Below are 26,563 nucleotides of genomic sequence, written 5' to 3' on the forward strand. Positions count from 1 at the left end.
GGGTGCGACCGCCGAGCCGGACGCTCGGAATCGCGTTTTCAGACGGCACCCGACACAGCCGCGTAGCCGGCGCCGTCGTCAGGGCCGACGGCACGCTCGACGGCCTCGGCTTCGAGCGGTGTACGGTCGGCGGCACCGACGCGGCCGACGCCGTGGCCGACCTCGTCGGCGCGCTCGGCCGCGAGGACGTTCGCCACGTCGCCTGCGACGGGATCGCCCCCGCGTGGTTCAACGTCCTCGACCTCCGTCGGCTTCACGAGGTGCTCGACGCGCCGGTGTACTCGGTGAGCTACGAGCCGAGCCCCGGGCTCGAACCGGCGCTCCGCGAGGCGTTCGACGGGGACGCGCTCGCGGCCCGCCTCGCGACCTACCGGTCGCTCCCGCCCCGAGTTCGGGTCGAGACGCCGGACTCGGACGGGGCAGACGGGTCGAGCCCGCTGTTCGTCCGCGCCGTCGGGCTCGACACCGACGCCGCGGCGGCCGCGGCCCGCGGGCTCGTCGGCGAGGGGTTTCGGCGGCCGGAGCCGCTCCGGGTCGCCGGTATCGCGGCGAGCGCGCACCGCGAGGCGATCGAGGCGGACGGAACGGCCGACGTCGACGGGCCGGTCGACGCCGACGAGACGGCCGAAGCCGGCGACCCGGACGGCCCGCAGTGACGCGGGGCGAACGGGGGCCACTTATGTCGCGGCCGTGCCGATACGGGCGCATGAGCGAACTCGACGACGACCTCCGCGTGTCCGCCTGCGAGCGCTGTCCGGCGCTCGTCGAGTCCCGGACTCGGATCGTCGACGGCGTCGGCCCGACGGACGCCGACCTGCTGTTCGTGGGCGAGGGGCCGGGAGCGAACGAAGACGAGCGGGGGGAGCCCTTCGTCGGGCGGTCCGGCGACGTGCTCGACGAGGCGCTCCGCGACGCCGGACTCGCGCGGGCAGACGTGCGCATCACGAACTGCGTCCGGTGTCGGCCGCCGGACAACCGCGACCCGACGGGCGAGGAACTGGCGAACTGCCGCGGCTACCTCGACGCCGAGATCGACCGCCTCGCGCCCGACCTGATCGTGACCCTCGGAAAGGTCCCGAGCGAGCACCTGCTCGACCGGTCGGTCGCGATCACGTCGGAGGCGGGCGAGGTCGTCGACGCCCGGATCGCGGACGCGTCGCGCCGGGTGCTCCTCTCCGTCCATCCGGCGGCGACGCTGTACGACCGGAGCCAGCGCGAGGGGTTCTTCGAGGGGATCGCACTGGCCGCGGAGGTCGCCGGCGTCGGCGACGCGACGAAATCGGGCGGTGACGGTCAGTCGCGCCTCGGCGAGTTCTGAGGTCGCGGTCGGGCCGACTGTCGCAAGGGAAACCGACTTTTCCGTGCCCCTCCGAGTGGGCCTATGAGCTCCTTCGAGCCGCCGGCGGAGACGCTTGCGGACGTCGTGTTAGTCGACTACGGCCTCGGGAACCTCCGGTCTGCCACCCGCGGGCTCGAACGCGCGGGCGCGTCGGTCGAGATCACCGACGACCCCGAGGCGTTCGCCGAGGCCGACGGGGTCGTCCTCCCCGGCGTCGGCGCGTTCCGCGAGGGGATGGAGAACGCCGGTCCGCTGCGCGAGGCGCTGACTGACCACGCCGACGCCGGTCGCCCGCTCTTCGGGATCTGTCTCGGCATGCAGATGCTTCTCACGTCGAGCGAGGAGGCCGACCACGAGGGCGAAGGCGAGGTGACCGGCCTCGATCTCGTCCCCGGGACGAACGTTCGGTTCGACGTCGATCGCAAGGTGCCACACATGGGGTGGAACGAGCTGTCGGTGGAGCGCGATCATCCCATCGTCGACGGGGTGGACGGCCGGTACGCCTACTTCGTCCACTCCTACTACGCCGAACCGGACGACCCCGACAGCGTGGTCGCCACCGCCGACTACGGCGTCGACTTCCCCGCCGTCGTGGCCAACGACGCGGGCAACGTGTTCGGCACGCAGTTCCACCCCGAAAAGAGCGGGGAGACGGGGCTTCAGATCCTGCGGAACTTCGTCGAGTTCTGCGCGGACCGCTAGGCTCGGAGACACCGCTCGTCGCGGCCACACCGTCGAAAAACCCACGATACGGGGAATATCTACCGTATTTTTCCATGCGTGTCCGGCTTCTCTGCCACGCGGTTCCGTGAGAACCACGGCAAGATATATATACGCGCATGGCATTACCTAGCATGCATGTCTAGTAGTGCACCCAGCTCGGACGACGACGTGTTCGACGAGTTCCTGTCCGATCGCGGCCACGAGACAGAGATCGTACGCTGGGAACGATCCTATAACAAGCTTCAGTGCCCGGAGTGCGGTGCACTACACCCCGAGGGAACGGCCCGGTGTGGCGTCTGCGACTGGCGGCCGACCTGACCGTCTGCCCGTCAGTCGACCGGCGAGCGGCTTTCTTTCGGGCGCAATCGGCGGTAGCATTATATAGTATCAATCGTGAGTCACGACCATGCCGACCTGCCAGAACTGCGGCTCGTTCGTCACGGCCGACTACGTTCGGGTGTTCACCCCGAACGAGGTCGACCGTCCGCGCGTCTGTCCGGCCTGCGAGAATCTCGTGCGCGACGGGGGTGACGTCCGCGAGGCCCGCGCAACCCGGGGCAACTGAAACGCGCCTCCGACGATGCGTCACCGAGCACACCCCGGCCGAGCGACATTCCCGCCGTCTCCCTGACCCACGGCGTTTAAGAAGAACCGGAATCTGGGGTAGATAATGACCGATCCCACGGTGACGCGACTCTTCGGCGGTCCGGGCAGCGGGAAGACCACGGCGCTTCTGGACCGCGTCGAAGGGATCCTCGACGACGAGGGCGCGGACGTTCGCGACGTCCTCGTCGTCTCGTACACGCGCGCGGCAGCGGCCGAGATCCGCGAGCGGCTCGCAGAGCGGCTCGACATCTCGCCGCGGAGCCTCCAGGGGAACGTTAGCACGATGCACGCGAAGGCGTACGAGCTGCTCGACCTCTCCCGCGGCGACGTGGTCGGCGAAGACGACAAGGAGGCGTTCTGTGAGGAGTACGGCATCGAGTTCGAGGACCAACACGGCGGTGCCGGCCGCCGGACCGCCCGGTCGACGACGATCGGCAACAAGATCATCGCCACCTCGCAGTGGCTCCAGCGCACCGAGCGCGACGTGGCAGACTGGTACGACGTCCCCTTCCAGTGGAACGTCGAAGAGGTCAGACTGCCGCCCGAAGAGGACCCGAACGCCCAGCAGGGGAACAAGTACACGCCGACGTGGCCTTCCGACGACGACCGGATCGACATCCCGGAGACGATCCGCGCGTGGCGTGCGTACAAGGGCGACAACGACCTCGTCGGCTTCGCCGACATGCTCGAACGCGTCGCCCAGCGATCGCTCGTCCCGAACGTCGACTACCTGATCATCGACGAGTTCCAGGATATCACGACGCTGCAGTACAACGTCTTCGAGGAGTGGCGGCCGCACATGCGGAAGGTCCTCATCGCCGGCGACGACGACCAGGTCGTCTACGCGTGGCAGGGTGCCGACCCCGACCTCCTCTTGGACACGGACGTGGACGAAGACGTCGTCCTCCCGAACTCCTACCGGCTCCCCTCCGAGATACTCAACGTCGTCAACGCGGAGATACGCCACATCGACAAGCGACAAGAGAAGGATCTGCATCCCCGCAAGGAGGGCGGCACCGTCGAGGCGATCGAGTCGCCGTCGATGCTCGAACTCGTCCGGAACGTCCGGTACACGGTCGACGACGACGAGGGGAGCGTGATGTGTCTGTTCCGTGCGCGCTATCAGATGTTCGATTTCATCGACGAGTTCATCGACCACGGGATCCCCTTCACGATGCTGACGGACGGTCGGATGTGGACCGACCGCATCCAAGACTACGTCAGCGCCATCGAGAAATCGGACGCGGGCGATCCCGTGAACGGGCTGGAGGCCCGCCGGCTCGCCGACATGTTACAGGACTCGGCGTTCGGCACGCACGACCGCGACGAGTTCTACGACTTCCTCGACGACCGCGAGGAGGCGGCCGACGCGGACGACGTCGCGCAGATCGAGGTGACGACGGACGAGCTGGACGACTTCATCCCCTTCATGCCCGACGCGGAGAGCGCCGACGACATGGTGCGGAAGGTGACGAGCTTCCAGCGGAAGTCGATGGGCGCGTACTTCGGCGGCGAGTACGAGGGGATGGACCCGACTCGCGTCCGCGTCGGCACCATCCACTCGGCGAAGGGCCGCGAGGCCGACCACGTGTTCGTCGCGACCGACCTCACGGAGAAGGTCGTCGAGCAGATGGCGGCCTCCATCGACGATCCCACCAACATCGACGGGGTCGAAGAGTTCACCAAGACCACGAGCCCGGTCCCCGTTCTCACCGACAACGAGCGCCGCGTCTTCTACGTCGGAATGTCGCGTGCCCGCGAGCGGCTGGTGATCATGGAGAGCCTGATAAGCGGTGCGCCGACCCTCCCGATCAGCGTCCTTCTGTTCAACGAGCTGCGCGAGGAGCCGGCACAGGACCTCATAGACGAGGTACAGGCGGAGCTGGCGGTCCCCGAGCCCGAGCCGTGAACGACGGGAGCGCCTCGCCGCATCGACCTCCCCGAACCGATCTCACCCAGATCACCGAGGCGGTCGCGGCGGCGGACGCCGACGCCTTCGTCGCGGTCGGCGACCGGTTCGACGACGACCTCCGGTATCTCACGCGCGCCGCCGGATCGGACCGGGCGTCCGCGCTTGTCGTCACCCCGTCGGAAGACGCCGGGGGACGTGCCGTCTACTGCGTGCCGTCCGCGCTCCGCGAGCGGGCCGAACGGCGGTTCGTCGAGGCCGCGCGCGACCGGGACGGCGGGTTCCACGACTCCATCTCCCGCGAGGTGCGCACCGACCGCGCCGGCGACCACGCGGGCGAGCGCGCGACCGGAGTCGTCCGCGACCTGATCGGCGACGCGGGCGGCGACGGGACCGCCCTCGTTCCGGCGTCGATCCCGCACGACGCGGCGGTGTACCTCGAACGCGCCGGCAACGAACTCGCGTCGACCGACGCGGTCGCGACGGCCAGATCGCTGAAGACGGACGCCGAGATCGACCGGCTCGGCCGGATCCAGCGCGCGGCCGTCGCGGGGGTCTCTCGCGCGCGAACGGTGCTGGCCGAAAGCGCGGTCGAAGGCGCTCGCCCCACCGGGGACGACCGGCCGGACCGACGCCCGGCCCTCCGCTGGGACGGATCCCCTCTGACCGCCGAGCGCCTGCGGCGGGCGGTGAACGTCGCGCTCGCGGCAGAGGGCGTCGGCGACGCCGGCGACACGGCGATCGGCGTCGGTGGGTCCGCGACCAGCCACCGCCGGGCCGGAACCACCGATATCCGACCGGGCGAGACCGTCGTCGTCGGCGTCTCGCCCCGCGGACCGGACGGGTATCACGGGGATCTGACTCGCACCTTCGTCGTCGACGGTGACGGCGGGTGGGAGCGGCGGGCGTCCGTCGCGGTCGAGGCCGCGCGCGAGGCCGCGCTCGCAGAGGTCGAGCCGGGAACGCCGGTCGCGACCGTCGGCGGCGAAGCGGCAGCGGAGCTCGCGGCGTACGGGTTCGACCCGAACCCCGAACCGGGCGAAGCGGGAGCCACCGGCGAGCCGGTCCGCGGCGTCGGGCTGAGCCGGTGTGAGGCACCGTCGGGCGGGACGGAGCTGCGACCGGGCCACGTGATCGCCGTCGAGCCGGGCGTCCGCGATCCGACGGTCGGCCGCGTGCGTCTGGGCGACCTCGTCGTCGTCACCGACGACGGCTACGAACCCCTCGCCGAGCATCCGCTCGGTATCGCGCCCGAACCGCGGTAAACCGCCGACAGCGTCGGAGAACGCTACTCGTCGGGCGCGCTGACCGTCCGGTCCTCCGCCGCCGCGTCGTCTCCGGGCGTCTCAGGGGAGTCGCCAGACGGCGCGCTCCGGAGCTGTCGGGGGAGGAGGCCGGCGAGGAGCCCGCGGACGAGACGGCCGGGGTCGAGGAAGTACTGCGGGAGGACGACCATCGCGGCGGCGACGGCGAAGAGGCCGACGCCGAGCGCGAGTTCGCCGGCGAGAAGCCGGATGACGGCGTAGTTCGCGAGCGGGAGGGCGAAGGCGAGCGACGCCGCCAGTCCGATCATATCCATCACGCCAAGTCTCATCGCCGTTCGGTTGATTCCGAGAGAACAAAAACGGCTCGTCGCGAGGCACCCGCCGCCGGTCAGACGCCGGACCGAGCGCCGCCGCCGAGCGAAGGCCGAACCGATATGTGTCGCGCGCGCCCACGTCGGGTATGTTCACCGGCATCGTCGAGGACACCGGAACGGTTCGCGAGCGGACCGAAACCGCGGACGGGCTCCGGCTACAGATCGGCGTCGAGGGGTTCGACGACCTCCACCACGGTCAGTCGATAAGCGTCAGCGGCGTCTGTCTGACCGTCGAAGAGTACGGTTTCAGCGGCGAAGACGGCGATTCGGAGGAAATCGATTCGGCCGGCGGCTGGTTCGAGGTGTTCCTCGCGAGCGAGACGGTCGCGAAGACGTACCTCGGCGAACTCCGCGAGGGCGACGCCGTCAACGTCGAGCGCGCGATGCCCGCCGACGGCCGGTTCGACGGCCACGTGGTACAGGGCCACGTCGACACGGTGGCCGAGGTGACGGGAACGGAGCGCGTCGGCGAGGACTGGCGATTCGCCTTCGCGATCCCGGAGGGCCACGACCGCTACCTCGTCGAGAAGGGATCGGTGACACTCGACGGGATCTCGCTGACGGTCGCCGAGAAGCGAGACGGCGAGTTCGACGTCGCGATCATCCCGACGACCCACGACCTCACGACGCTCTCGGAGAAGTCGGTCGGCGACCCGGTTCACCTGGAGGTCGACGTGATCGCGAAGTACGTCGAAAACATGCTCGACGGGTACTGATCGGGACCGCTCCGTCTCTCCGAAAAACGCCGGCTACGCGTCTTTCGCGCCCTTCACCGTCTCGCGGACCGCGTCGACGCCCTCGTCGTGGAGCAGATCGCCGACGACGACGACGTCACTGTGTGCGGCCATCTCGTTCGCCGACTCGTAGTCGTGAATGCCGCCGCCGTAAAACAGGGTGGCGTCGTCGAGCGCGTCGTGGGCGGCAGCGACCTTCTCGGTATCTCCGAACATCCCCGAATACTCCACGTAGACGATCTCTTGGCCGAACATCCGCTCTGCGATCTTCGCGTAGGCCGCGACGTCGTCCGCCGCGAGGTCGCAGTTCGCCTCCGTCAGCTGTGCGACCGAGGCCTCCGGGTTCAACACGATGTACGCCTCGGTGTGCGTGCGGTCCCAGTCGAGGTCGTCGATGCGGACCCACTCTTTGTGCGCACCGGTGATCCAGAACGGGCCGCCGGCGTTGAACACCGTCGGGATCAGGTAGCCGTCGAGGGCGGGCGAGTCGATGACCACGCCCGGATTCGACGGTTCCTGGTACAGCGGCACGTCGTACTCGGCCGCGGCGTCGACGACCCGCGTCATCTTCTCCGCGGTGACGTCGAGGGTCCCGCCGATCTCGATCGCGTCGGTTCCGGTCCGGCAGACGTCCTCGAAGGTCTCCCCGTCCCGAAGCTCCTTGTCGGGATCGACTTTCAGCACGTGATCCCAGTCGTCCCACGGATTGCTCATCGGACACGAATCCTCCGGGCGGAACCAAAAAGGTGCGGAACCGTCCCCGCGGCGGGAAGCGTTCCGACCGCCCGTGACCGGTCTTGCGAGCGGTTATATACTAGGCCGCGGCCAGCCTCCGCGTGACAGAGACACCCCGATCCGACGATCGATCGACCGGCGGCGAGTCGCTCGCGATAGACGAGCGGCTCAGCGCCGTCGAACGGGCGCTCACCGGGTCCGACGCCGCGGTGGCGGACGTGACAGACGGCGCGGAGGCGGCCGCCGAGCGACGGGCGATCGGCTCGCGACTGTCCGATCTCGAGGCGCGCGTCGAGGAACTGGAGGCGGCGACGCAGGCGCTTCGGGGATACGCCGGCGCGGTCCGCGCTGTGAACGCCGAAGTCGAGCGACGGGCGGACCTCGCGCTCGCCCGATCGAGCCGCGGTCAGCGCTCCGACGACGCGCAGGGAGAGCCGGCGGCGGGCTCGGAGCCGAGAGCGGAGGTGCCGACGCCGCCGGCGCTCGACGCCGCCGTGCCTGCCGACCCCGGAAGCGAGGGGAGCGCCGCCCGGCTCGACGGGCCTCGGTCTCACGGTCGCGCGGGCGGATCGGATGCGGCGGACGGATCCGGTCCGGCCGGCGACGATGACGAGAGCGACGGGACGCCGTGGAGCCGCGACGCGCTGGACCGCCTCCGTGAGACGCTGTAACGACCCGACGGTCCTCCGAGACGCGTCGCGATCTGCGTGGCCGATGCGGACGAACCGGTCGAGCCGGTCGGGACGACGAGTCCGACCGGTCGGATCGCCGTGATCCGAGTCGTGTTGACGGTCGCCGTCGCCGCCGCGCTCCTCGCCGCGTCGATGCCCGCCTTGGAGACGGCCCGTGTCACCACGACGGCGGAGCGGCTCGACTCCGAGGTGGACCGGATCGAGCGGGCGACGGCGCGCGTCGTCTCCGGGTCGATCGCGGTCGAAGATCCCTCGCTCGCCGCTCGCGCAGGCATGACCGTCCGCGCTCCGAGCGGTGTCACGGCGGCCACGATCCACCGGCTCGCTCTCGTCGAGGTCGACGGCCCGCGGCCCGACTCCCGCATCGCGTTGCGCTACCGACCCGCCGGCGGACGCGACCGGTACCTCCCTCTCCGCGTCGACGCCGTCCCCGCGAAGATCGACCTCGTCACCGGCGTGATCGACCTCCGCCCGGGCGGCGAGAGCAGGCTCGAACTCCGGTATGTCGACGACGGCGGGCCGACGGTTCGGATAACCCGCGTCGGGTGAGGCTTTATATTCGATCCCGCGGCCACGGCCGCCATGACATTCGATCGCTCCGCGTTCTCGCGTCTCGGTGGGGGGTCGCTCCGCTCGCTTCCGTGGGTCGAGAGCGACGCGCCCAGCTGTCGGTGCGACCCGGCGTTCAGAGAACCGATCGGGACCGGTGTCGACGACCGCGTCGTGCTCGCCGTCGACGCCGACGAGTGTCCCGGTGGCGGCGACCTCGCCGCCAGTCCCGACTGCCTCTCGACAGTGGTCGCGGCGCTGACGGACCGCGACGCTGACGTGATCCGGACGCACCACGGCGGGAGAGAGCGGACGTACGCGGGCCGCGCCGCCGCGTGTCTGCTCGCCGCCGGTCGGTTCCGCGAGCAGGTCGCGTTCCATGAGACGCGGCTCGCAGACCGGGTGTGTCGAGACCCGGTCGGGGCCGCCCGCGAGGCCGACGGTCGCGCTGGCGCGCCGAGGCGGATCGCCGCCGAATCCGGGCTGTCCGAGGTGGTCGCGGGCGCTGACGAGACCGGTGACGTGCTCCGCGCACACGCCGGGCCGCGGATCGCGGCCACCCGCGTGGCGTCCGAACCGCCGCCGCGAGCCGCGCTCGTCGATCGATGGGACCTCGACACCGGTGCGACGGTACGACTGTACGAAGGCGAAGAGGCCCTGCGGACGTATCACCTCACGCCCCCTTCGGCCGACCTCGACGACGAGGCGATCGCGCGGCTCGCGGCGGCCAAAGACCGGCTCCTCGACGATCCGGTCGGCGGCGACCGGGCACCGGGACGGGCCGTCAGAGCGGTCGCGGTCGAGGGAGATCCGGTACCCACGCTCGTCGACGTGCTTCGGCGACACACCCGGGGATACGGCGTGTTCGAGCACGTCTTCGCAGACGACCGCGTGAGTGACGCCACGCTGACGGCACCCGTCACCGACAATCCGCTCCGCGTGGTCGTCGACGGGGAACGCTGTCGCACGAACGTCCGGCTCCCCCCGGAGGGTGCGGCCACGCTGGCGTCTCGGCTTCGACGAACGAGCGGGCGGGGGTTCTCCCGCGCCAGTCCGACGCTCGACGCGACGCTGGAGACGGAGGCTGGTCGGGTCCGGGTCGCAGCGACGACCGCCCCGGCGAGCGACGGACTCTCCTTCGCGTTCCGCCGAGGTGACCCAGACGCGTGGACGCTCGCACGGCTCGTCGACGTCGGGACGATCACGGCCGACGCCGCGGGGCTCGTCTCCGTCGCCGTCAAGCGGGGCGTGACCGGTCTCGTCGCGGGCGGCCGCGGTGCCGGGAAGACGACCGCGCTCGGCTCGCTCCTCTGGGAGCTTCCGTCCGCGACTCGGTCGGTCCTCATCGAGGACACGCCGGAGCTACCGGCGGCCGCGCTGGCCGCCGCCGGTCGCGACGCTCAGCGACTCCGCGTCGGCGACGGTGCCGAGCCCTCACCGAGCGAGGCGGTCCGGACCGCGCTGCGGCTCGGGGGCGGTTCGATCGTGGTCGGCGAGGTTCGCGGCGAGGAGGCACGGGCGCTGTACGAGGCGATGCGCGTCGGCGCGACCGGCGAGACGGTGCTCGGAACGATCCACGGAGAGGACCCGGCCGCCGTCAAGGAGCGCGTCGTCACGGACCTCGGGGTTCCGGCGTCGTCGTTCGCTTCGACCGACCTCGTCGTGCTCCTCGACGACTGCGAGGTCGACGTGATCGCCGAAGTCGTCGACCGCGACGGCGACGCTCAGTTCGAGCCGCTGTACGAGCGGACTGCGACGGGACTCGCGCCGACCGGGCGGATCGACCGCGGCGAGAGCCGACTGGTCGGCGCGCTCGCCGCGCCGGACGAGTCGTACGCGGAGGTCAGAACGGTGATCTCCCGGCGAGCGGAACGCGTCGCGACCGCGGTTCGGCGGCGACGGCTGGCACCGAGCCGGTACGCCGCCGTCGACGTCGCCGACCGCGACACCGGCGCATCCGGCCGCGACGCCGACGCTCCGGACGGCGGTACGGCCCGATGACCGATCCGAACGGATCGGCGGGCGCTTCGACACGGGTGTCCGCGGAACGCGACGACGAGGCGGGATCGCCGGAACTCCGCCGATCGCTCTCGTTTCTCGGGTGGAACCGCCCACCGGAAGCCGTGATCGCGATCGGAAATCGGTCGGGGATCGTCGTCGGCCTCGTCGCCGCGCTCGTCGCTCTGCTCGCCCTCGGGCCGGCAGCGAGCGGACTCGCCGGACTCGTCGCTGGGCTCGGCGCGACGCACGCCGTCCACCGAGGACCGGTGTGGATCGCCTCGCTCCGCCGAACTCGAGCGCTCGGAGCCGCGCCCGGACTCGTCGGGCGCCTCGTGTTGCGGATGCGGCTCGACCCCTCGACGGAACGCGCGGTCCAGTTCGCCGCCCGGACCGGAAACGGGCCCTTGGCGGACGCACTGTCCCGTCACGAGCGGGGGAGCGCAGACGTCCCGACGAGTGGGCTCCGGGCGTTCGCCCGCGAGTGGCAGCCTTGGTTTCCGGCCATCGACCGCGCCGCAGCGCTCGTCAGAACCGCGGCGTCGGCACCGGCAGAGCGACGGGGGCGGTGTCTCGACCGGGCCCTCGAGGCGACGATCGCCGGAACGACGGATCGGCTCGCCGCCTTCGTCGGCGAGGTTCGCGGCCCGGTCTCCGCGCTGTACGCGTTCGGCGTCCTCCTTCCGCTGGCGATGATAGCGCTGTTGCCCGCGGCCGCGGCGTCCGGCGTTCCGATCGGCCCGGGCGTCGTCACTGGGTTGTATCTCGTCGCGCTGCCCGCCGGCCTGCTCGCCGCGTCCGGATGGCTGCTCTCGCGCCGCCCGGTCGCGTTCGCCCCGCCGGCGATAGGGAGCGATCACCGGGACGTTCCGAGTCGCGGCCCGCACGCCGTGGTGCTCGGAGTCGGAACCGGTGTCACGGCGGCGGTGGCGGCCGCGTTGGGAGTCGCCCGATGGGCGGCACCCGTGGCGGGGATCGGCGTCGGAGTCGGCGTCGCGCTGCTCGTCTCCGTCCGCGCCCGCCGCTCTGTGCTCGCGGACGTGCGTGCGGTCGAGCGAAGCCTCCCAGACGCGATGACCGTGATCGGCGGCGACGTCGCCGAGGGCGTCTCGGTCGAGGCCGCGGTCGCGAACGCGGGCGAGCGGATCGACGACGCGACCGGCGAGCTGTTCGAGCGCGCCGGCCGTCGGAGCGACGCGCTTCGCGTCGGGGTGCGAGAGGCGTTTCTCGGCCGCGGCGGGCCCGCCGTTGCGGTCCCGTCCCCGCGAGTCAACGGGGCGGTCGCGCTCCTCGCCGTCGCGGCGAGAGAGGGTCGTCCCGCCGGCGACGTCCTGCTCGAATTGGCAGACCAGTTAGAAGAGCTCCGCGCGCTCGAGGCCGACGCACGTCGACAGCTCGCGACCGTGACGGGAACGCTGACGAACACCGCAGCCGTGTTCGCTCCGCTCGTCGGTGGAGCGACGATCGCGCTCGCGACCGGGATCGACACGGTCGACGTCACGACGGTCGGAGCCGGGGCCGCTGCGGGTGCGGACGCGCTCGGATCCGGCGGCGTTCCGGCGGACACTGCGGGACCGTCCGTGGGGTCCGGGACCGAGCCGAGGGCGTCGTCGGCGCTCGCGGTGCCGGTGCTCGGCCGGATCGTCGGCGCGTACGTCCTGGTACTCGCGGGACTGCTCACCGCACTCGCGACGGGGCTCGAGCGGGGGTTCGACCGGACGCTCGTCGCGTATCGGATCGGGATCGCCCTGCCGACCGCGACGGCGACGTACCTCGTCTCCTTCCTCGGAGCCGGACTCCTGTTATAACGCGGCGGCCGGACGCCGCGACCGCTCGGTCGTCCCGGAGCGCCCCGCCTGTCTCAGACGTTGCCCGGCATCTTATATATCGAGCCGCGGCCAGCCGACCCATGTTCGAGACGAACGTCGACGCCACCTACGCGTGGCTCGGACTCGCTCTGGTGAGCGTCGCGGCGGCGGGCGTCGCGGCGACGCTTCCGGCGTCTCCGCCGCCGGACGCGAGCGGTGTGGCGCACACGATCGACTCGGTCGCCGACGGTCCCCACCCGGCGCGAGCCGAACACGGCCTCGCGGCGAGCCAGATGCGACTCACGGAGCGATCGATCGGACTGCGGAGCGACGGCGGCGTCGGATTCGCGTCGTTACACGGTCCGAAAGTGACACCCGTGCCAGCGGGACACGCCGACCGGAATCGGACCGACGGAATCAACCGACTTCGCCCCGTGCTCGACGGCGTTCCACCGTCGTCGGCGTTCGACGATCCGGACGCCTTCGCGGCCGCGGCGTCCCGCGCCCGCGCCGCCGCCGGAGCGTGGCGACCGGCACCGGAGCGGCTCACCGTGCGGCGGGTTCACTACGGAGGTGTCCATGTCACGCTCGTCGGGTGAACGGTTGTTCGGCCGCGACGGTTCGACGGGACGCACGGAGACGGACACCGCCGGTACGGACGGCCGGTCCACGGCCCGAGCCGCGGTCGAGCCGATCGCCGCGCTCGTCGCGGTTGTGGCCGTCGGTGCGGCGCTCGGACTGTACGTCACCGCCATCGACGACGCGACGCCGGCACCCGAGCGAGCGGTCGCCGAGGCGACGCTCGATCGGATCGAGCCGGCGGTCACCGCCGGCGGCGTCGTGGTCCCGAACCGACTGGGCGGGGTGCCGCGCCTTCGGTACGCGGCCACGGTCGCGATTCGCGCCGACGGTGAGACGTGGCGCATCGATTCCGGACCGGGAGCACCGGAGTTGAACGATCCGTTCGCGTCCGATCGGATCGACACCGCTCGACGGACCGTGACCGTGCGGACCGCGCCGGGACGGAACGTCCGCGGCACGCTGCACGCGGCGGTGCGGCGATGACGAGCACCGTGCTTGACGTAACGGTGATGCTCCTTTGCGTCTCGGCGAGCGTCGTCGCGCTCTCGTCCGGCGGGCTCCCGAACGGCGCAGGAACGCCGACCGCGAGCGAGAGCGCGGACCGCCTCGCGACGGAGACGGTGACGGTGACCTACGCGGCCCCGGAAGCTCCGGGCGAAACCCGAACCGTTCACGCGACACGCGCGGAGTTTCTGGCGCTTCTTGTCGCCGGTCAGGCAGCATCCACGGACGACGACGCGTCCGCGGATGACGGCGTGCCCACCGACCAGAACCGGCCCGTAGATACGTTCGAGAAACGGGCGCTGGCCGCGGTCCAGACGGGGCTCGACGACCGAACGCGGATCGACGCCCGGGTGCGAGCGACGAGGCCGGCCGATCGGTCCTCGGAGCCGGGCGAGACTAACGGCACCACGCCGGCGGAGGCGGACGGAACCCCCACCGCCGTCACCGTCGGTAGGCCACCGCCGCGGAGCGCCGACACCACGGTCGCCGTGATCACTCACCCCGTTCCGGACGTCGCCGCTGCGCCGGACGACCACGTCCGAATCGTGGTCAGGCGGTGGTGACCGTGCGAAACCGACGCGTCCGGGACGACTCCGGCCGGTGGTCGCCGATCGACCGGCGGCGTCGGGTGTTCGTCGCCGACGAACGGGCCCGCGTGCCGTTCGCGCTGATCGGCGTCCTCCTTTTGGTGTCGAGTTCGGCGTACGCCGCGGGCGTCGCGGATCAGGGACTGATCGCCGAGGACCGAAGCGTGGAGCGGGCGGTCGAGCGAGTGGACGCCGATTCGACGGCGGCGCTCCGGGTCGCAGCGCGCGAGACCGCACACGCCGCGGCCGCGGAACCCGTAACCGCACCGCCGGACGCCGACGGCGGCGCTGGAGCGGCGGTACGCGACGGATCGGCGTTCGAGGACGCGTTCCGGATCCGACTCGCGATCGCCGGGAGTGCGGCCCTATCGAACGTCACGGCCGACGTGGGTCCAGTCACCGCGAACGCGTCGCTCCCGCCGGTCGACGAGGCGAGCGACCTCGTCGACGCACGCGAGCGCGTGCGAATCGCTCCGGCCGCGAACGGAACCGCGGTGCGCGCGACGTTCGAGGGGGTGACCACGACCGCGGCGCGGAACGGCCGAACCGTCGCGGAGGAGACCGCGGACCGAACCGTCGTCGTGGCGGTGCCGACCCTCTCGGCGCACGAGCGGACGGAGCGGTTCGAAGCCCGACTCGACCGAGGGCCGGTCGAGGGGCCGGGCCTCGGACGGCAGATCACGGCGAGCCTCTATGCGACCACGTGGGCCCGCGGATACGGCCAGTACGGCGGGGCACCCATCGAGAACGTGCTCGCGAACAGACACGTCGAGCTGTCGACGAACGCGGGGATCGTTCGGATACAGCGGGACGTCTTCGGCGCGAGCGATCCGGCGGCGCGTGGCGGCGTCGCTCGCGCGACCGCCCGAACGGGACTCGTGGACTTTCTCGAACCGACCGGCGTCCACGAGGCGGCGTGGACTGACGCCGTGCTCTCGGCACCCGCGCCGCAGACCGAGGGCGCGTCCGACGGAGAACGGGCGGTGTACGACCCCGAACGCGACAGGGAGGCCGAACGGGCGTCGGTGTCGGTCGGTCACGCCGCCGACGTCGCGGCGGTCGCGGTCCACGACGATGCCGCGGCGATCGCCGACCGCGCGTATCGCGTGACTGCGACGCTTCGAACGTCGACGATCCAGACGGTCGACGGCGGGCGTCTCGACCCTCCCCGTCCGGACTTCGCCGAGGACTGGGTCCTCGATGACGTCGAGCGCGACGAGCGGACGCCGGTCGTCCGCGGAAGCGGCGTCCCGCGCGGGACGCCGACCGGAATCACGGAGCCGGGAGAGCGGCGCTCGTTCGGCGACGCGACGCGGTCCGTGTCTGTCGAACGGACCGCGAAGGCTCGGTGGGAGCGGACGGTCGTCCACGAGGGAGCAGACGGGACCATAACCGGGGTAAGCACGCACAAGACGACGACGTACGACCGGACCACGGACCGGTACCGGGTCCGCGTCGACGTCACGGGACGGCACGCGCCGACCGACGATGCACCCGACCGGCCCGCGAAGACGTTCGGAGCGGGCGGTCGGACCGACGGCCCCGATCTGCGCGATACGCCGGCATCCGCTCGCGGTGAACTCGGTGTCGACACCGACGCCGGCGTCGACCGTATCGCGCGCGACGCGATCGAACGTGGGACAGTCAGGCGATCCGCGACCGTCTACGGCGGGCGGTCTGACGCCGATCGCGCGCTGATCGCGGACGACGTCTCCGCGCTGTCGGCAGCGGTGCGAGATATCGAGACGTCGGCCTCGATGGAGGCCGCCGCGGTCGGCGAGGCCGAACCGTACGCCGACCTCGCCGACGCGGTCCGCGACCGCCGCGGCGGTCTGATCGACGCGCCTCGAACGTACGACGGTGCCGCGGACCGCGCCCGAACGGCCGCGCGCGCTGCGTTCGTCGACGCCGTCGTCGCGGAGCTCGAGTCGGCCGCAGACGATCGGCGATCCGCGACGACGGGGTTCCTCGACCGCGTGAACGGCGCGTTCGACGGGCCGCCGGTCGGCGACGTGATCGCGAGCCGCGAGGCCGCACGGGACCCCGGGACCTACACCGTGGCCGAGAGCGGTCCGGGCGGAGCGGTGACGTTCGCCCCGACCGGCGGTCCGGGGTACCTCCCGCGAACGGCGGTCGACGGGGCGGACGTCGAGGGGCTGAACGGCACGACGACGCGGCCGCTCGCAGTCCGGAACGTCAACTACGTCACCGTCCCGTACGGCGACGTGTCGAGCGGCATCGTCGACCGGCTGCTCGGGACGGGCGACACGGTTCGGGTGGGGACCGCCGGGCGCGCGCTGCGTCTGGCCGACGACGCGCTCGCCGAGGGAGACGACCCGGACCTGCGGGCGGACCGGGACGCGCTCGCCGGACAGGTATCCGGATCGCTGCGAGCCGTCGACCGAGAGCTCGCGGTCGCGCTTCGCACGCAGACGTCGCTTTCTGCGACCCAGCGCCGTGACGTACTCGACCGCGTGGCGACCCGGTACGACTCGGTCGGCGATCGGGCCGTCGCGGTCGGCGACGGTACGTATCCGGACCGCGTCGCGGCCGAGGCCGCGGCGGTCGGAACGCTGTCGGAGGCCGCGGAGACGGGGCTCGCGGCGCGGCTCCGGGTACAGACGCGGACCGCGGCCGGTCGCGACGCGGTCCGGATCCCCGCGCGGTTCGTCGAGGGGCCGACGGACGGCGCTCGGCTGCTGCTCCGTGACCGGATGGAGAAGTCCATCGAAGCCGAGATGGCGGCGGCCGGCGACCGCGCCGCGGAGGCGGTGAGAGAGAAGGCCGTCGAGGAGTACGGCGAGGAGGCGGTCGAGAAGTGGGAGCCGAAGCCGGTCCGACGCGTCGGCGCGGGGCTGCCGGTCGCTCCCGTCCCCGGCTACTGGGTGGCGACGGTGAACGCGTGGCGGGTGCAGGTGCGCGGCGAGTACCCGCGGTTCGCGCTGCGAGCCGACGTGGGAACGCCGGACAGTCGCTTCGAGTACGTTCGCGAAGAGGGAACCGTCGCGGTCGACGTCGGCGGGACCTCGATTCCGATCGGAGAGACGGAGCCGGTGCGCTTCGAGACGGGGACCGTCGTCGTGGTCGCCGTGCCGGCCGGTCCGCCGGGCGTCGGCGACGTCGACGGAGTCCGCGACGAGACGTCGAGCGGGTGGCCGTGTCCGGGACCGATGGACGCCACACCGGACGCAGACGATGGCTGTGCGGTGTCGTGAGCGCGGGTCGGCTACCCCGTCTGGGGGCCCGCCGCTCCCGGCACCGATCCGCGCGACCACAGACGTTTTGCGCTCCGCCCGTCGATAGGGACCATGTTTCACGAGGTCGTCGGCGACGCGGCGGACGAACGCGGGGAGTCGACGGTACCGACCGGAGAGTCGCCAGACGTGACCGCATCCGAGCTTCGATCGGCCTTCGCCGCGGCGTTGCGTGAGGCGGCCGCCGAGGCCGGCCGGACGAGGCTCACATCGGACCTCGGACTGGACGCCGCGAGCGTCGACGCGGCGCTCGACGGCGACGTCGACGAGCTGACCGTGGCCGACGGCGCGGCGGTGCTGGCGCTGTCGGACGACCGCGACGCCGACGTCGCCGTGGCCGAACTCAGAGATCACTTGTTGATGGGCATGACGACGGCGGTACTCGACGTCGACACGATCGCCGCCGGGATCGACGCGGACCTGACCGGACAGGAAGTCCAGCAGGCGCTTGAGGGACGCGCCGCGATGACGGTCGGTGAGCTCGCGGAGATAGCCGCGCTCATCGAGCGCCGGAAGCGATGAACGTCGCTATCGTCGGCTGTGGGTACGTCGGCACGGAGCTCGCGCGACAGCTCGCCGAGCGCGGACACGACGTGTCGGGCGTGCGGCGGTCAGACGACGGGCTCGCCGCGATCCGGGAACTCGGCGAGCGCGTCGACGAAGCCGACGGGGGCGTCTCTGCCGTCCGCGCGGACGCGACCGACCCCGCGTCGCTCGAATCGCTCCCCGACGCCGACGCGGTCGTGTTCGCGGCGAGTTCCGGGGGGCGCGGGGCCGAGGCCGCCCGGTCCGTGTACGTCGAGGGGCTCCGGAACGTCGTCGACGAGTACGGCTCGCGGTCGCCGACGCCGGATCGGCTCGTGTACACCTCCTCGACCGGCGTGTACGGCGACCACGGCGGCGCGTGGGTCGACGAGGAGACGCCGATCGACCCCACGACGGAGAAGACTCGCGTCCTCGCGGAGGCGGAGCGGATCGCGATCGAGGAGGCCGGCGAGGCCGGGATCGACGGGACCGTCGCCCGGTTCGCGGGGCTGTACGGCCCGGACCGCTACCGGATCGACCGCTACCTCGACGGGCCGGTCACGGCGGGGTACCTGAACATGGTCCACCGCGACGACGCCGCCGGGGCGGTCCGGTTCGTTCTGGACGCCGACGCGGCTCGCGGTGAACCAGTCCTCGTCGTCGACGACGAGCCGGTGGACAAACACGCGTTCGCCGACTGGCTCGCGGACGCGTGCGGCGTTCCCCGCCCGGCCAAGCGATCGAAGGCGGAGCGGATCGCCGACGGCGACCTCTCTCAGGCGGCCGAGCGGCGGATCCGGACGAGCAAGCGCTGCTCGAACGCGCGGCTTCGCGAACTCGGCTACGCGTTCGCGTATCCGACGTACCGCGAGGGGTACTGTGACGCGATACGGGCAGTTCGGACTCGAAGCGAGCGACGCTCGTGACGGCGTTCGACCGCCCCGATCGCGTCGAACCGGAACCGTAACCAACCTTCATGTAGCGGGAGCGAGTCGCGGACAGACATGTGGGAACAGAGCGTGACCGACGGGCGACTATCGCGAGCGGCTACGCTCGCGCGTGAGAACCCGGAGCTGGCCGCGGCGGCGCTCCTCGCCGTCGGCGTCGGTGTCGTCGTCGCGTACGCGCTGTTCCGCGCCCGCCGCCCGACCGGCGTCACGTTCCGTCGGCTGCTGGCCGAACAGGACGAGATCGCGGTGTTGATGCACCCGAATCCCGATCCCGACGCGATGTCGGCCGCGCTCGGCGTCGCCTCCCTCGCGAACCAGGTCGGCGTCGATGCGACGGTTCAGTACCCCGGACAGATCCGGCACCAGGAGAACCGGGCGTTTCGGACCGTTCTCGACCTCGATTTAGACCCCATCGAACACGTGAGCGATCTCGCCGCCGAGTCGGTGGTGTTGGTCGACCACAACGAGCCACGGGGATTCGCGGGGGCCGACGGCGTCCTTCCGACGGCGGTAGTCGATCATCACCCGGGTGACGGATCCGGGGAGCGGTTCACTGACGTCCGGACCGATTACGGTGCAACCGCGTCCGTCGTCGCGGAGTACTTCGAGGAGAACGGTGCGACACCCGTCCCCCCCGACAAGCACGCGAGCGAGACGAAAAGCGACCTCACGCTCCCCACCGACACGGCGACCGGACTGCTGTACGGGATCTTAGCCGACACGAAACACCTGACGGTCGGCGCGAGCGAACCCGACTTCGCGGCCGCCGCCTACCTGTACCCGGGCGTCGACCAAGACCGACTCGACCGGATCGCCAACCCGGCGGTCGACGCGGAGGTGCTGGAAGTGAAAGCGCGGGCGATCGCGGGCCGCCGGATCGAGGGATCGTTCGCCGTCGCAGACGTCGGCGGCGTGAACAACGTGGACGCGATCCCGCAGGCCGCAGACGAGCTGATCCAGCTGGAGGGGGTGAGCGCCGTCGTCATCATCGGCGAACGAGACGGAACGATCCATCTTTCGGGGCGATCGCGGGACGACCGCGTCCACATGGGCAACGCGATCGACTCGGTGCTCTCGGACGTCGATAACGGCGACGGCGGAGGACACTCACGGATGGGCGGCGGGACGATCACTCCGACGGTCGATCCGACCGACGACGAGGGCGCGACGACGGTGGACCGAGACGAGTTGACTGACGCGCTGTTCCGCGCGATGGCGGGGGACGTGTGAGCGCGGACCCCGGACAGACGATCGGCGAGCAGTGGCGCGCGCTCGCGGCCGTCGGACTCGGGTACGCTGCCGCGGTCGGACTGGTGTTCGCGCTCGTGTTTCTGGGTCCGTATCTGGTCGTCGTCGGAGCGTGAACGGTCGATAAAACGCAGGCGAAACGCGATCAGGCGAACGCCAGCGAGTCGTCCGCCCCGCTCTCGTCGTCCTGTCGGAGCTTCTCGTGTGCGTCGAGGAAGTCGTCGAGGGTGACCTCCGTGCGGTCGTCGCGGATCGCGAACATCCCGGCTTCGGTACAGATCGCCTTGATGTCGGCACCCGAAGCGTCGGGCGTCAGCTCGGCGAGCTCGGTGAAGTCGATGTCGCTCGCGAGGTTCATCTTCCTGGTGTGGATCTGGAAGATGATCTCACGGCCCTCGGTCTCGGGCTTGGGGACCTCGATGAGGCGGTCGAAGCGGCCCGGCCGGAGGATGGCGGGGTCGAGCATGTCGAAGCGGTTGGTCGCGGCGATGATCCGCACCTCGCCGCGCTCGTCGAACCCGTCCATCTCGGAGAGCAGTTGCATCATCGTCCGCTGGACCTCGGCGTCCCCGCTCGTCTTCGAGTCCGTCCGCTTCGAGGCGATCGCGTCGATCTCGTCGATGAATAGGACCGCGGGCTGATTCTCGCGGGCGACCTCGAACAGGTCGCGCACGAGCTTCGCGCCCTCGCCGATGAACTTGTGGACGAGCTCGGAGCCGGCCATCTTGATGAACGTGGCGTCCGTCTCGTTGGCGACGGCCTTCGCGAGCATCGTCTTCCCCGTTCCGGGCGGGCCGTACAGCAGCACGCCGCTCGGCGGCGTGATTCCCACGTCCTCGAACATGTCGGGGTGTTCGAGGGGCATTTCGACGGTCTCGCGGACCTCCTGCATCTGATCGTCGAGCCCGCCGATGTCGGCGTAGGTGACGTCCGGCGAGTGCTCGACCTGCATCACGCGGGCGCGGACGTCGGTCTCTTTCTCCAGCTTCTTCACGACCGACAGCGAGTTGTTGACGGCGACGCGGTCGTCGGGGTCGAGATTCTCCCGCATCTCGTCTGTGATCTCCGTCAGCGCCTCCTGATTGTTACCGTGCTGTTTGATCACCGCACCGTCCGGCGTGATCTCCTGGACCGTCGCCACGAACAGCGGGGACTGTTTCAGCTTCTTGTTCTCGTGGGTGAGCCGTTCGAGCTTCTGCTGGTACTTGTTGTTCTCGGCGTTCGCGTCGAGGAGCTTGTCGCGCATCTCCTCGTTTTGCGACTCTAGGACGTCGAGCTCCTCTTGGAGCGACTCGATCTTCTCCTGTCTCGACGCCGACCCCTCGTAGGGCATCTCGACGTCGTCGACGGTGTCTGTCATTGGACGTAATAAAGCGTCTCGCGCGTAAGAGGTTTCGGGTGGGGGACGATCTGTCGGGAGGCGCTTTAAAATATTCTTAACAGTAATTAAAATGGATAGCAAATATTATTATACAGCATTCACAATAGAGCGGTATACATGAGCACCACCGATGCCGTCGTCGCCGAGGAGAGCAGTACAGACCGCTGGAGCGACGTGCGAGACCTTCCGCCGAGCGCGAAGCTCGTCGCGAAGGTGCTCGATTACAACGACACCCTGACCCAGAGCGAACTCGCCGAGGAGACGCTGCTTCCGGCGCGGACGGTCAGGTACGCCCTCTCGCGGCTGGAAGACGAGGGCGTCGTGGACGCGCGGTTCTCGTTCACCGACGCGCGAAAGCGCCTGTATACGCTCGCGGTGTGAGCCGCGCTCTTCGTGTACGCACACCCGAGCGTTGACAAGCGATAGCGACGCAGAGCGCCCGTGGTCTCCACTACCGCGGTCAAACGCGCGCTCGCCGCGCTCGCGACACGGACCGACACCGCGACGTCTCCCGCCGTCGCCGTGATAGACGAGGCGGACGCCGCGCGCACTGATCTCAGACGGGCCGCCGGATTCGTCCGCGCCGTCGGACTCGATCGCCTGCGCGAGGCGATCGCGACCGCCGAGCGCGACGGCGACGACGCGGCGGCAGAGCGAGGTCGCGAGGCGCTCGACGCGTATCGGCGGTTCCGGGCCGCCGCCGGCTGATCCCGATCGGACTGGTCGCGTCGGCGAGGCACCGTTCCCCCGGAACCCCTAAACCCGATACCGGCCAAGACGCGGACAGATGACACGGGTGATCCACACCGGCGACACCCACATCGGGTACGCGCAGTACCACTCGCCGGTCCGACGCCGAGACTTCCTCGACGCGTTCGCCGCCGTGGTCGACGACGCCGTCGACGGCGACGTCGACGCCGTCGTCCACGCGGGCGACCTCTTCCACGACCGGCGGCCGGAACTTCCCGACCTGATGGGGACGATCTCCGTCCTCCGACGGCTCGACGACGCCGGAATTCCCTTCCTCGCGGTGGTCGGCAACCACGAGTCGACGCGGGGCGGCCAGTGGCTCGACCTGTTCGAGCGGCTGGGGCTCGCGACCCGCCTCGGCGACGCGCCGACCGTCGTCGGCGACACCGCCTTCTACGGGCTCGATCACGTTCCCGTCTCCCGTCGCGACGACCTCGACTACGCGTTCGCCGACCACGACGCGGAGTACGCCGCCTTAGTCGCCCACGGCCTGTTCGAGCCGTTCGGCTACGCCGACTGGGACACGGAGGAGGTGCTCGCGGAGAGCGACGTGGCGTTCGACGCGATGCTCCTCGGCGACAACCACACGCCGGACGTCGCCGAGGTCGCGGGCACGTGGGTCACCTACCCGGGATCGACGGAGCGCGCGAGCGCGAGCGAGACGGAGGGCAGGGGATACAACCTCGTCACCTTCGACGCGGACGCCGCGGGCGGCGACGACCGCGTGGAGATCCGACGGCGCGCGCTCGACACGCGTCCGTTCGTCTTCGTCGAGGTCGACCTCCGCGAGGGCGAAGGCGAGTCGCGCGTTCGCGAGCAGGTGCGCCAGCACGATCTGGACGACGCAGTCGTCCTCGTCGACGTGACCGGCGGGGGCGACCCGGTCACGCCGGCCGCGGTCGAGGCGTTCGCGACCGACGAGGGCGCGCTCATCGCCCGCGTGACCGACCGCCGAGAGGTCGAGACGGAGACCGAGGTAGACGTGAGCTTCGCGGACCCCGAAGACGCCGTCCGCGAGCGCCTCGACGGGATGTCGCTCTCACCGGCCGCGACCGACGTCGAGGACGCGGTCCGGTCGGAGACCGTCTCAGACAGCAACGTCAGGGAGACGGTGAAACGACGCGTCGAAGAGCGGCTCGACGATCTCGACGCGTTCGATTCCGGGGGAGAGGGCGGAAACGAGGACTCGGCGTCCGGCGGGATCGACACGTCTGACGGCGCCGACGAACCGTCCACCGACGATGCGGACCCGACCGACAGCACTGACGACGCGGACGGCGACGCAGACGCCGATGACGACGCGGACACCGATGACTCCGATCCGACCGACGGCCAAGTCTCCATGGAGGACTACCTGTGAACTTCGACCGCGTCCGGCTCTCGAACTTCAAGCCCTACGGCGACGCCGACCTTCGGCTGACGGAGGGCGTCACCGTCATCCACGGTCTCAACGGGAGCGGGAAGTCCTCGCTCCTGGAGGCGTGTTTCTTCGCGTTGTACGGCTCGACGGCGCTCGATGGGACGCTCGACGACGTGATCACGAACGGCGAGGAGGAGACGGAGGTGGAGCTGTGGTTCACGCACGACGGCGCGTCCTACCGCGTCGAGCGACGACTCAAGGCGTACGACGGGCGGATCGACCACCAGTGCACCCTCGAAGCGACGGACGGAAGCGACGTGACCCGCGACGGCGCGCGCGCGGTCCGCGAGTTCGTCACCGAACTCCTCCGGATGGACGCCGAGGCGTTCGTCAACTGCGCGTACGTCCGGCAGGGCGAGGTGAACAAGCTGATCAACGCCACACCCTGCGAGCGCCAGGACACGATCGACGACCTGCTCCAGCTCGGGAAGCTGGAGGAGTACCGCGAGCGCGCGGGCGACGCCCGCCTCGGCGTCGAGGACGTGTTGGAGAACCGCCGCGGGCGGCTCGACCAGCTCGACGACCAGATCGGAACGAAGGAAGCGAAGAACCTCCACGACCGGCTCAACGAGCTCGAAAGCGACCTCACGGCGGTCACGGGGGAGATCGACCGGTACGAGACGCAGCGCGAGCAGGCGAAACAGACCCGAGAGGCGGCCGCCGAGACGCTCTCGACCCACGCGGAGAAACGGGAGAAACTGGAGGCGGTCGAAGCGGAGATCGACGAGATCGAAGCGGCGATCCGGGCGACCGAACGGAAGCGAGACGAGCACCGCGACGCGATCCGCGAGGCTCGCGAGCGGATCGGAGAGGTCGAAAGCGAGATCGCCGACCGACTCGACGACGCCGGGCTCGACGCGGCGAGCGAGGAGGCCATCGTCGAGCGCCGCGAGGAGCTCGACGACCGCGAGAGCGAGATCCGCGAGGAGCTCGACGACGAGCGGGTGAGCGCCGAGGCGTTCCGGAATCAGGCGACGAACCTCGCCGGGAAGGCGGACGACCGCGACGAGCGCGCCGCGGAGGTTGAGTCCGAGGCCGACGACCTCGACGCCGAGGCCGAGGCGGCCGCGGATGAGGCCGACGAGCGAGAGGCGTCGATCGAGGAGCTCCGCGAGGAGGCCGAGACGCTGCGCGAGCGGTTCGCGACCGCCGACGCCGACGTCGATCGCGACGGGGTGACCGACCGGCGGGAGGCCCTCCGCGAGCGGCGCGGCGAGGTCCGCGAGCGGATCGCGGAGCTGACCGCGGAGCTGAAGAACGCCCGCCAGCGCGTCGAGGAGGCCGAAGAGCTGCTCGCGGCCGGGAAGTGTCCCGAGTGCGGCCAGCCGGTCGAGGACTCCCCGCACGCGAGCGGGATCGACGAGGACCGCGAGCGAGTCGCCGAGCTGGAAGCGGAACTGGCGGACGCCCGCGAGCGCGAGCGCGGCCTCGACGAGCGGGTCGAAGAGCTGGACGACCTCGCGAGCGCGGCCGATCGGCTCGACGAGATAGACGAGCGGGTCGAGACTCTCGATGAGCGGGTCGACGAGAAGCGTTCGGAGACGGAACGGAAGCGGGAGGCGGCCGCGGAGAAGCGCGAGCGCGCCGCCGACCTTCGCGAGGAAGCCGAAGAGACCCGCGAGGTCGCCGCTCAGAAACGGGAGGAGGCCGAGACGGCCGCGGCCCGCGTGGCCGAGTTGGAGGACGCGCTCGCGACGGTCGAAGACGTCCGTGAGGCGGTGGGCGCGATCGAAGAGCGGCTCTCGACGGTCGCGGACGCGGAAGACGCGATCGACCGGCACCGCGAGAAACGGGAGAACTTAGAGGAGGTGAACGACGAGCGGCGAGACCGGCTCGGCGACAAGCGCGCGCGACGCGACGAGGTCGCCGACGCGGTCGACGACGACGCGGTCGAGGAGGCGAGAGCGAAGAGGGATCGAGCCGAGGAGTACCTCGACGAGGTCGACGAGGAGCTCGATCGGCTCGCGGAGCGCCGGACCGAAATCGAGAACGCGATCGGCGGTGTGAAAGGCGATATTCGAGAGTTAGAGAACCTCCGCGAGGAGCGCGAATCGCTCGCGGAGCGGGTAGACGCGCTCGAAGCACTCCACGCGGAGACGAGCGAACTGGAGGCGATGTACGGCGACCTGCGCGCGGAGCTGCGCCAGCGCAACGTCACCGAGTTGGAGCGCACCCTCAACGAGACGTTCGAACTCGTCTACGGCAACGACGCCTACTCGCACATCGAACTCGACGGCGAGTACGTCCTCACGGTCTATCAGAAGGACGGCGAGGCGTTAGACCCGGAACAGCTCTCCGGGGGTGAGCGCGCGCTGTTCAACCTCTCGTTGCGCTGTGCGATCTACCGGCTGCTCTCGGAGGGGATCGAGGGCGCGGCCCCGACGCCGCCGCTCATCCTCGACGAGCCGACGGTCTTTCTCGACTCCGGACACGTCTCCCGCCTCGTGCGCCTCGTCGAGGAGATGCGCGGGTTCGGCGTGCGACAGATACTCATCGTCAGCCACGACGACGAACTGGTGGGTGCCGCAGACGAACTCGTCACCGTCGAGAAGGACCCTCGGTCGAACCGGTCGACGGTGCGAAGAGAAGACGCGGCCGAACTCGACGTCGCGTCGCTCGCGGACGACTGA

The 26,563-nt window shown here is 70.7% G+C and carries 27 protein-coding genes; 24 read left to right on the top strand and 3 right to left on the bottom strand.

Annotation, left to right across the window (positions count from 1 at the left end; genetic code table 11):
• Positions 1–2: 2 nt before the first annotated feature.
• From NO930_RS07140 to NO930_RS07170, 7 genes are all read left to right on the top strand, one after another.
• Positions 3–656 (top strand): endonuclease dU, encoded by a 654-nt coding sequence (locus NO930_RS07140; RefSeq protein ID WP_256402964.1) that lies wholly within the window; start codon positions 3–5, stop codon positions 654–656.
• 50 nt (positions 657–706) lie between these two features.
• Complete coding sequence (locus NO930_RS07145; protein WP_256402965.1) at positions 707–1,318, top strand: uracil-DNA glycosylase; 612 nt, start codon at positions 707–709, stop codon at positions 1,316–1,318.
• A gap of 63 nt (positions 1,319–1,381) precedes the next feature.
• Complete coding sequence (gene hisH, locus NO930_RS07150) at positions 1,382–2,041, top strand: imidazole glycerol phosphate synthase subunit HisH (RefSeq protein ID WP_137784518.1); 660 nt, start codon at positions 1,382–1,384, stop codon at positions 2,039–2,041.
• A 156-nt stretch (positions 2,042–2,197) separates the two neighbouring features.
• Positions 2,198–2,380: an HVO_0416 family zinc finger protein gene (locus NO930_RS07155; protein WP_049984376.1), complete on the top strand. Its 183-nt coding sequence runs from the start codon at positions 2,198–2,200 to the stop codon at positions 2,378–2,380.
• A gap of 88 nt (positions 2,381–2,468) precedes the next feature.
• Positions 2,469–2,627: a DUF7563 family protein gene (locus tag NO930_RS07160; RefSeq protein ID WP_196219649.1), complete on the top strand. Its 159-nt coding sequence runs from the start codon at positions 2,469–2,471 to the stop codon at positions 2,625–2,627.
• Positions 2,628–2,732: 105 nt separating this feature from the next.
• Positions 2,733–4,577 (top strand): UvrD-helicase domain-containing protein, encoded by a 1,845-nt coding sequence (locus NO930_RS07165; RefSeq protein ID WP_256402966.1) that lies wholly within the window; start codon positions 2,733–2,735, stop codon positions 4,575–4,577.
• Entirely contained in the window at positions 4,574–5,842 is a 1,269-nt protein-coding gene (locus tag NO930_RS07170; RefSeq protein ID WP_256402967.1) for a M24 family metallopeptidase, read from the top strand. The genes NO930_RS07165 and NO930_RS07170 overlap by 4 nt, the downstream gene beginning before the upstream one ends.
• A 23-nt stretch (positions 5,843–5,865) precedes the next feature.
• Here NO930_RS07170 and NO930_RS07175 read toward each other — a convergent pair whose 3' ends face one another.
• Positions 5,866–6,171: a DUF7533 family protein gene (locus NO930_RS07175; RefSeq protein WP_256402968.1), complete on the bottom strand. Its 306-nt coding sequence runs from the start codon at positions 6,169–6,171 to the stop codon at positions 5,866–5,868.
• Between the two features lie 131 nt (positions 6,172–6,302).
• On the opposite strand from NO930_RS07175, the gene NO930_RS07180 reads away from it, so the two are divergent.
• The gene (locus NO930_RS07180) at positions 6,303–6,932 is read left to right on the top strand and encodes a riboflavin synthase (protein ID WP_137783679.1); all 630 of its coding nucleotides are present in this window, start codon (positions 6,303–6,305) and stop codon (positions 6,930–6,932) included.
• Between the two features lie 33 nt (positions 6,933–6,965).
• Here NO930_RS07180 and NO930_RS07185 read toward each other — a convergent pair whose 3' ends face one another.
• Positions 6,966–7,664 carry a phosphoglycerol geranylgeranyltransferase gene (locus NO930_RS07185; RefSeq protein WP_137783678.1) on the bottom strand — a complete coding sequence of 233 codons (699 nt, stop codon included), beginning with the start codon at positions 7,662–7,664 and terminating at the stop codon, positions 6,966–6,968.
• Between the two features lie 122 nt (positions 7,665–7,786).
• On the opposite strand from NO930_RS07185, the gene NO930_RS07190 reads away from it, so the two are divergent.
• From NO930_RS07190 to NO930_RS07245, 12 genes are all read left to right on the top strand, one after another.
• Positions 7,787–8,356: a DUF7310 family coiled-coil domain-containing protein gene (locus NO930_RS07190; RefSeq protein ID WP_256402969.1), complete on the top strand. Its 570-nt coding sequence runs from the start codon at positions 7,787–7,789 to the stop codon at positions 8,354–8,356.
• Positions 8,357–8,455: 99 nt separating this feature from the next.
• Positions 8,456–8,926 (top strand): DUF7311 family protein, encoded by a 471-nt coding sequence (locus NO930_RS07195; protein WP_256403156.1) that lies wholly within the window; start codon positions 8,456–8,458, stop codon positions 8,924–8,926.
• 33 nt (positions 8,927–8,959) lie between these two features.
• On the top strand, positions 8,960–10,927 hold the full coding sequence (locus NO930_RS07200) for an ATPase, T2SS/T4P/T4SS family (protein ID WP_256402970.1): 1,968 nt from the start codon (positions 8,960–8,962) through the stop codon (positions 10,925–10,927).
• Complete coding sequence (locus tag NO930_RS07205; RefSeq protein WP_256402971.1) at positions 10,924–12,732, top strand: type II secretion system protein; 1,809 nt, start codon at positions 10,924–10,926, stop codon at positions 12,730–12,732. The genes NO930_RS07200 and NO930_RS07205 overlap by 4 nt, the downstream gene beginning before the upstream one ends.
• Positions 12,733–12,833: 101 nt before the next feature.
• Positions 12,834–13,331 carry a DUF7283 family protein gene (locus NO930_RS07210; protein ID WP_137783306.1) on the top strand — a complete coding sequence of 166 codons (498 nt, stop codon included), beginning with the start codon at positions 12,834–12,836 and terminating at the stop codon, positions 13,329–13,331.
• The gene (locus NO930_RS07215) at positions 13,312–13,797 is read left to right on the top strand and encodes a DUF7285 family protein (RefSeq protein ID WP_241996875.1); all 486 of its coding nucleotides are present in this window, start codon (positions 13,312–13,314) and stop codon (positions 13,795–13,797) included. Before NO930_RS07210 ends, NO930_RS07215 begins: the two co-directional genes overlap by 20 nt.
• Positions 13,794–14,381, top strand: coding sequence for a DUF7284 family protein (locus tag NO930_RS07220; RefSeq protein ID WP_137783307.1), 588 nt, complete (start codon positions 13,794–13,796; stop codon positions 14,379–14,381). The genes NO930_RS07215 and NO930_RS07220 overlap by 4 nt, the downstream gene beginning before the upstream one ends.
• Positions 14,375–17,620 (top strand): DUF7286 family protein, encoded by a 3,246-nt coding sequence (locus NO930_RS07225; RefSeq protein WP_425601442.1) that lies wholly within the window; start codon positions 14,375–14,377, stop codon positions 17,618–17,620. Before NO930_RS07220 ends, NO930_RS07225 begins: the two co-directional genes overlap by 7 nt.
• A gap of 93 nt (positions 17,621–17,713) precedes the next feature.
• Positions 17,714–18,181: a DUF5791 family protein gene (locus NO930_RS07230; protein WP_256402972.1), complete on the top strand. Its 468-nt coding sequence runs from the start codon at positions 17,714–17,716 to the stop codon at positions 18,179–18,181.
• On the top strand, positions 18,178–19,110 hold the full coding sequence (locus tag NO930_RS07235; RefSeq protein WP_137783821.1) for an SDR family oxidoreductase: 933 nt from the start codon (positions 18,178–18,180) through the stop codon (positions 19,108–19,110). Before NO930_RS07230 ends, NO930_RS07235 begins: the two co-directional genes overlap by 4 nt.
• A 78-nt stretch (positions 19,111–19,188) precedes the next feature.
• Positions 19,189–20,364 carry a DHH family phosphoesterase gene (locus NO930_RS07240; protein WP_256402973.1) on the top strand — a complete coding sequence of 392 codons (1,176 nt, stop codon included), beginning with the start codon at positions 19,189–19,191 and terminating at the stop codon, positions 20,362–20,364.
• On the top strand, positions 20,361–20,498 hold the full coding sequence (locus NO930_RS07245) for a hypothetical protein (protein ID WP_199242237.1): 138 nt from the start codon (positions 20,361–20,363) through the stop codon (positions 20,496–20,498). Before NO930_RS07240 ends, NO930_RS07245 begins: the two co-directional genes overlap by 4 nt.
• Before the next feature lie 29 nt (positions 20,499–20,527).
• On the opposite strand, the gene pan1 is transcribed toward NO930_RS07245, so the two are convergent.
• The gene (gene pan1 / locus NO930_RS07250) at positions 20,528–21,742 is read right to left on the bottom strand and encodes a proteasome-activating nucleotidase Pan1 (protein ID WP_256402974.1); all 1,215 of its coding nucleotides are present in this window, start codon (positions 21,740–21,742) and stop codon (positions 20,528–20,530) included.
• A gap of 138 nt (positions 21,743–21,880) precedes the next feature.
• Between pan1 and NO930_RS07255 the strand changes: the two genes are divergently transcribed.
• The 4 genes from NO930_RS07255 (at position 21,881) to rad50 (ending at position 26,563) form a co-directional block, all read left to right on the top strand.
• A complete protein-coding gene (locus NO930_RS07255; protein ID WP_092563577.1) occupies positions 21,881–22,144 on the top strand; it encodes a MarR family transcriptional regulator in 264 nt (87 codons plus the stop codon).
• A gap of 60 nt (positions 22,145–22,204) precedes the next feature.
• Positions 22,205–22,471 (top strand): DUF7966 family protein, encoded by a 267-nt coding sequence (locus tag NO930_RS07260; protein ID WP_256402975.1) that lies wholly within the window; start codon positions 22,205–22,207, stop codon positions 22,469–22,471.
• A gap of 79 nt (positions 22,472–22,550) precedes the next feature.
• Positions 22,551–23,873 carry a DNA double-strand break repair protein Mre11 gene (gene mre11, locus NO930_RS07265; RefSeq protein WP_256402976.1) on the top strand — a complete coding sequence of 441 codons (1,323 nt, stop codon included), beginning with the start codon at positions 22,551–22,553 and terminating at the stop codon, positions 23,871–23,873.
• Positions 23,870–26,563: a DNA double-strand break repair ATPase Rad50 gene (gene rad50, locus NO930_RS07270; RefSeq protein ID WP_256402977.1), complete on the top strand. Its 2,694-nt coding sequence runs from the start codon at positions 23,870–23,872 to the stop codon at positions 26,561–26,563. Before mre11 ends, rad50 begins: the two co-directional genes overlap by 4 nt.

It is taken from the genome of Halorubrum salinum (genome assembly GCF_024494575.1).
Classification (GTDB): Archaea; Halobacteriota; Halobacteria; order Halobacteriales; family Haloferacaceae; genus Halorubrum; species Halorubrum salinum.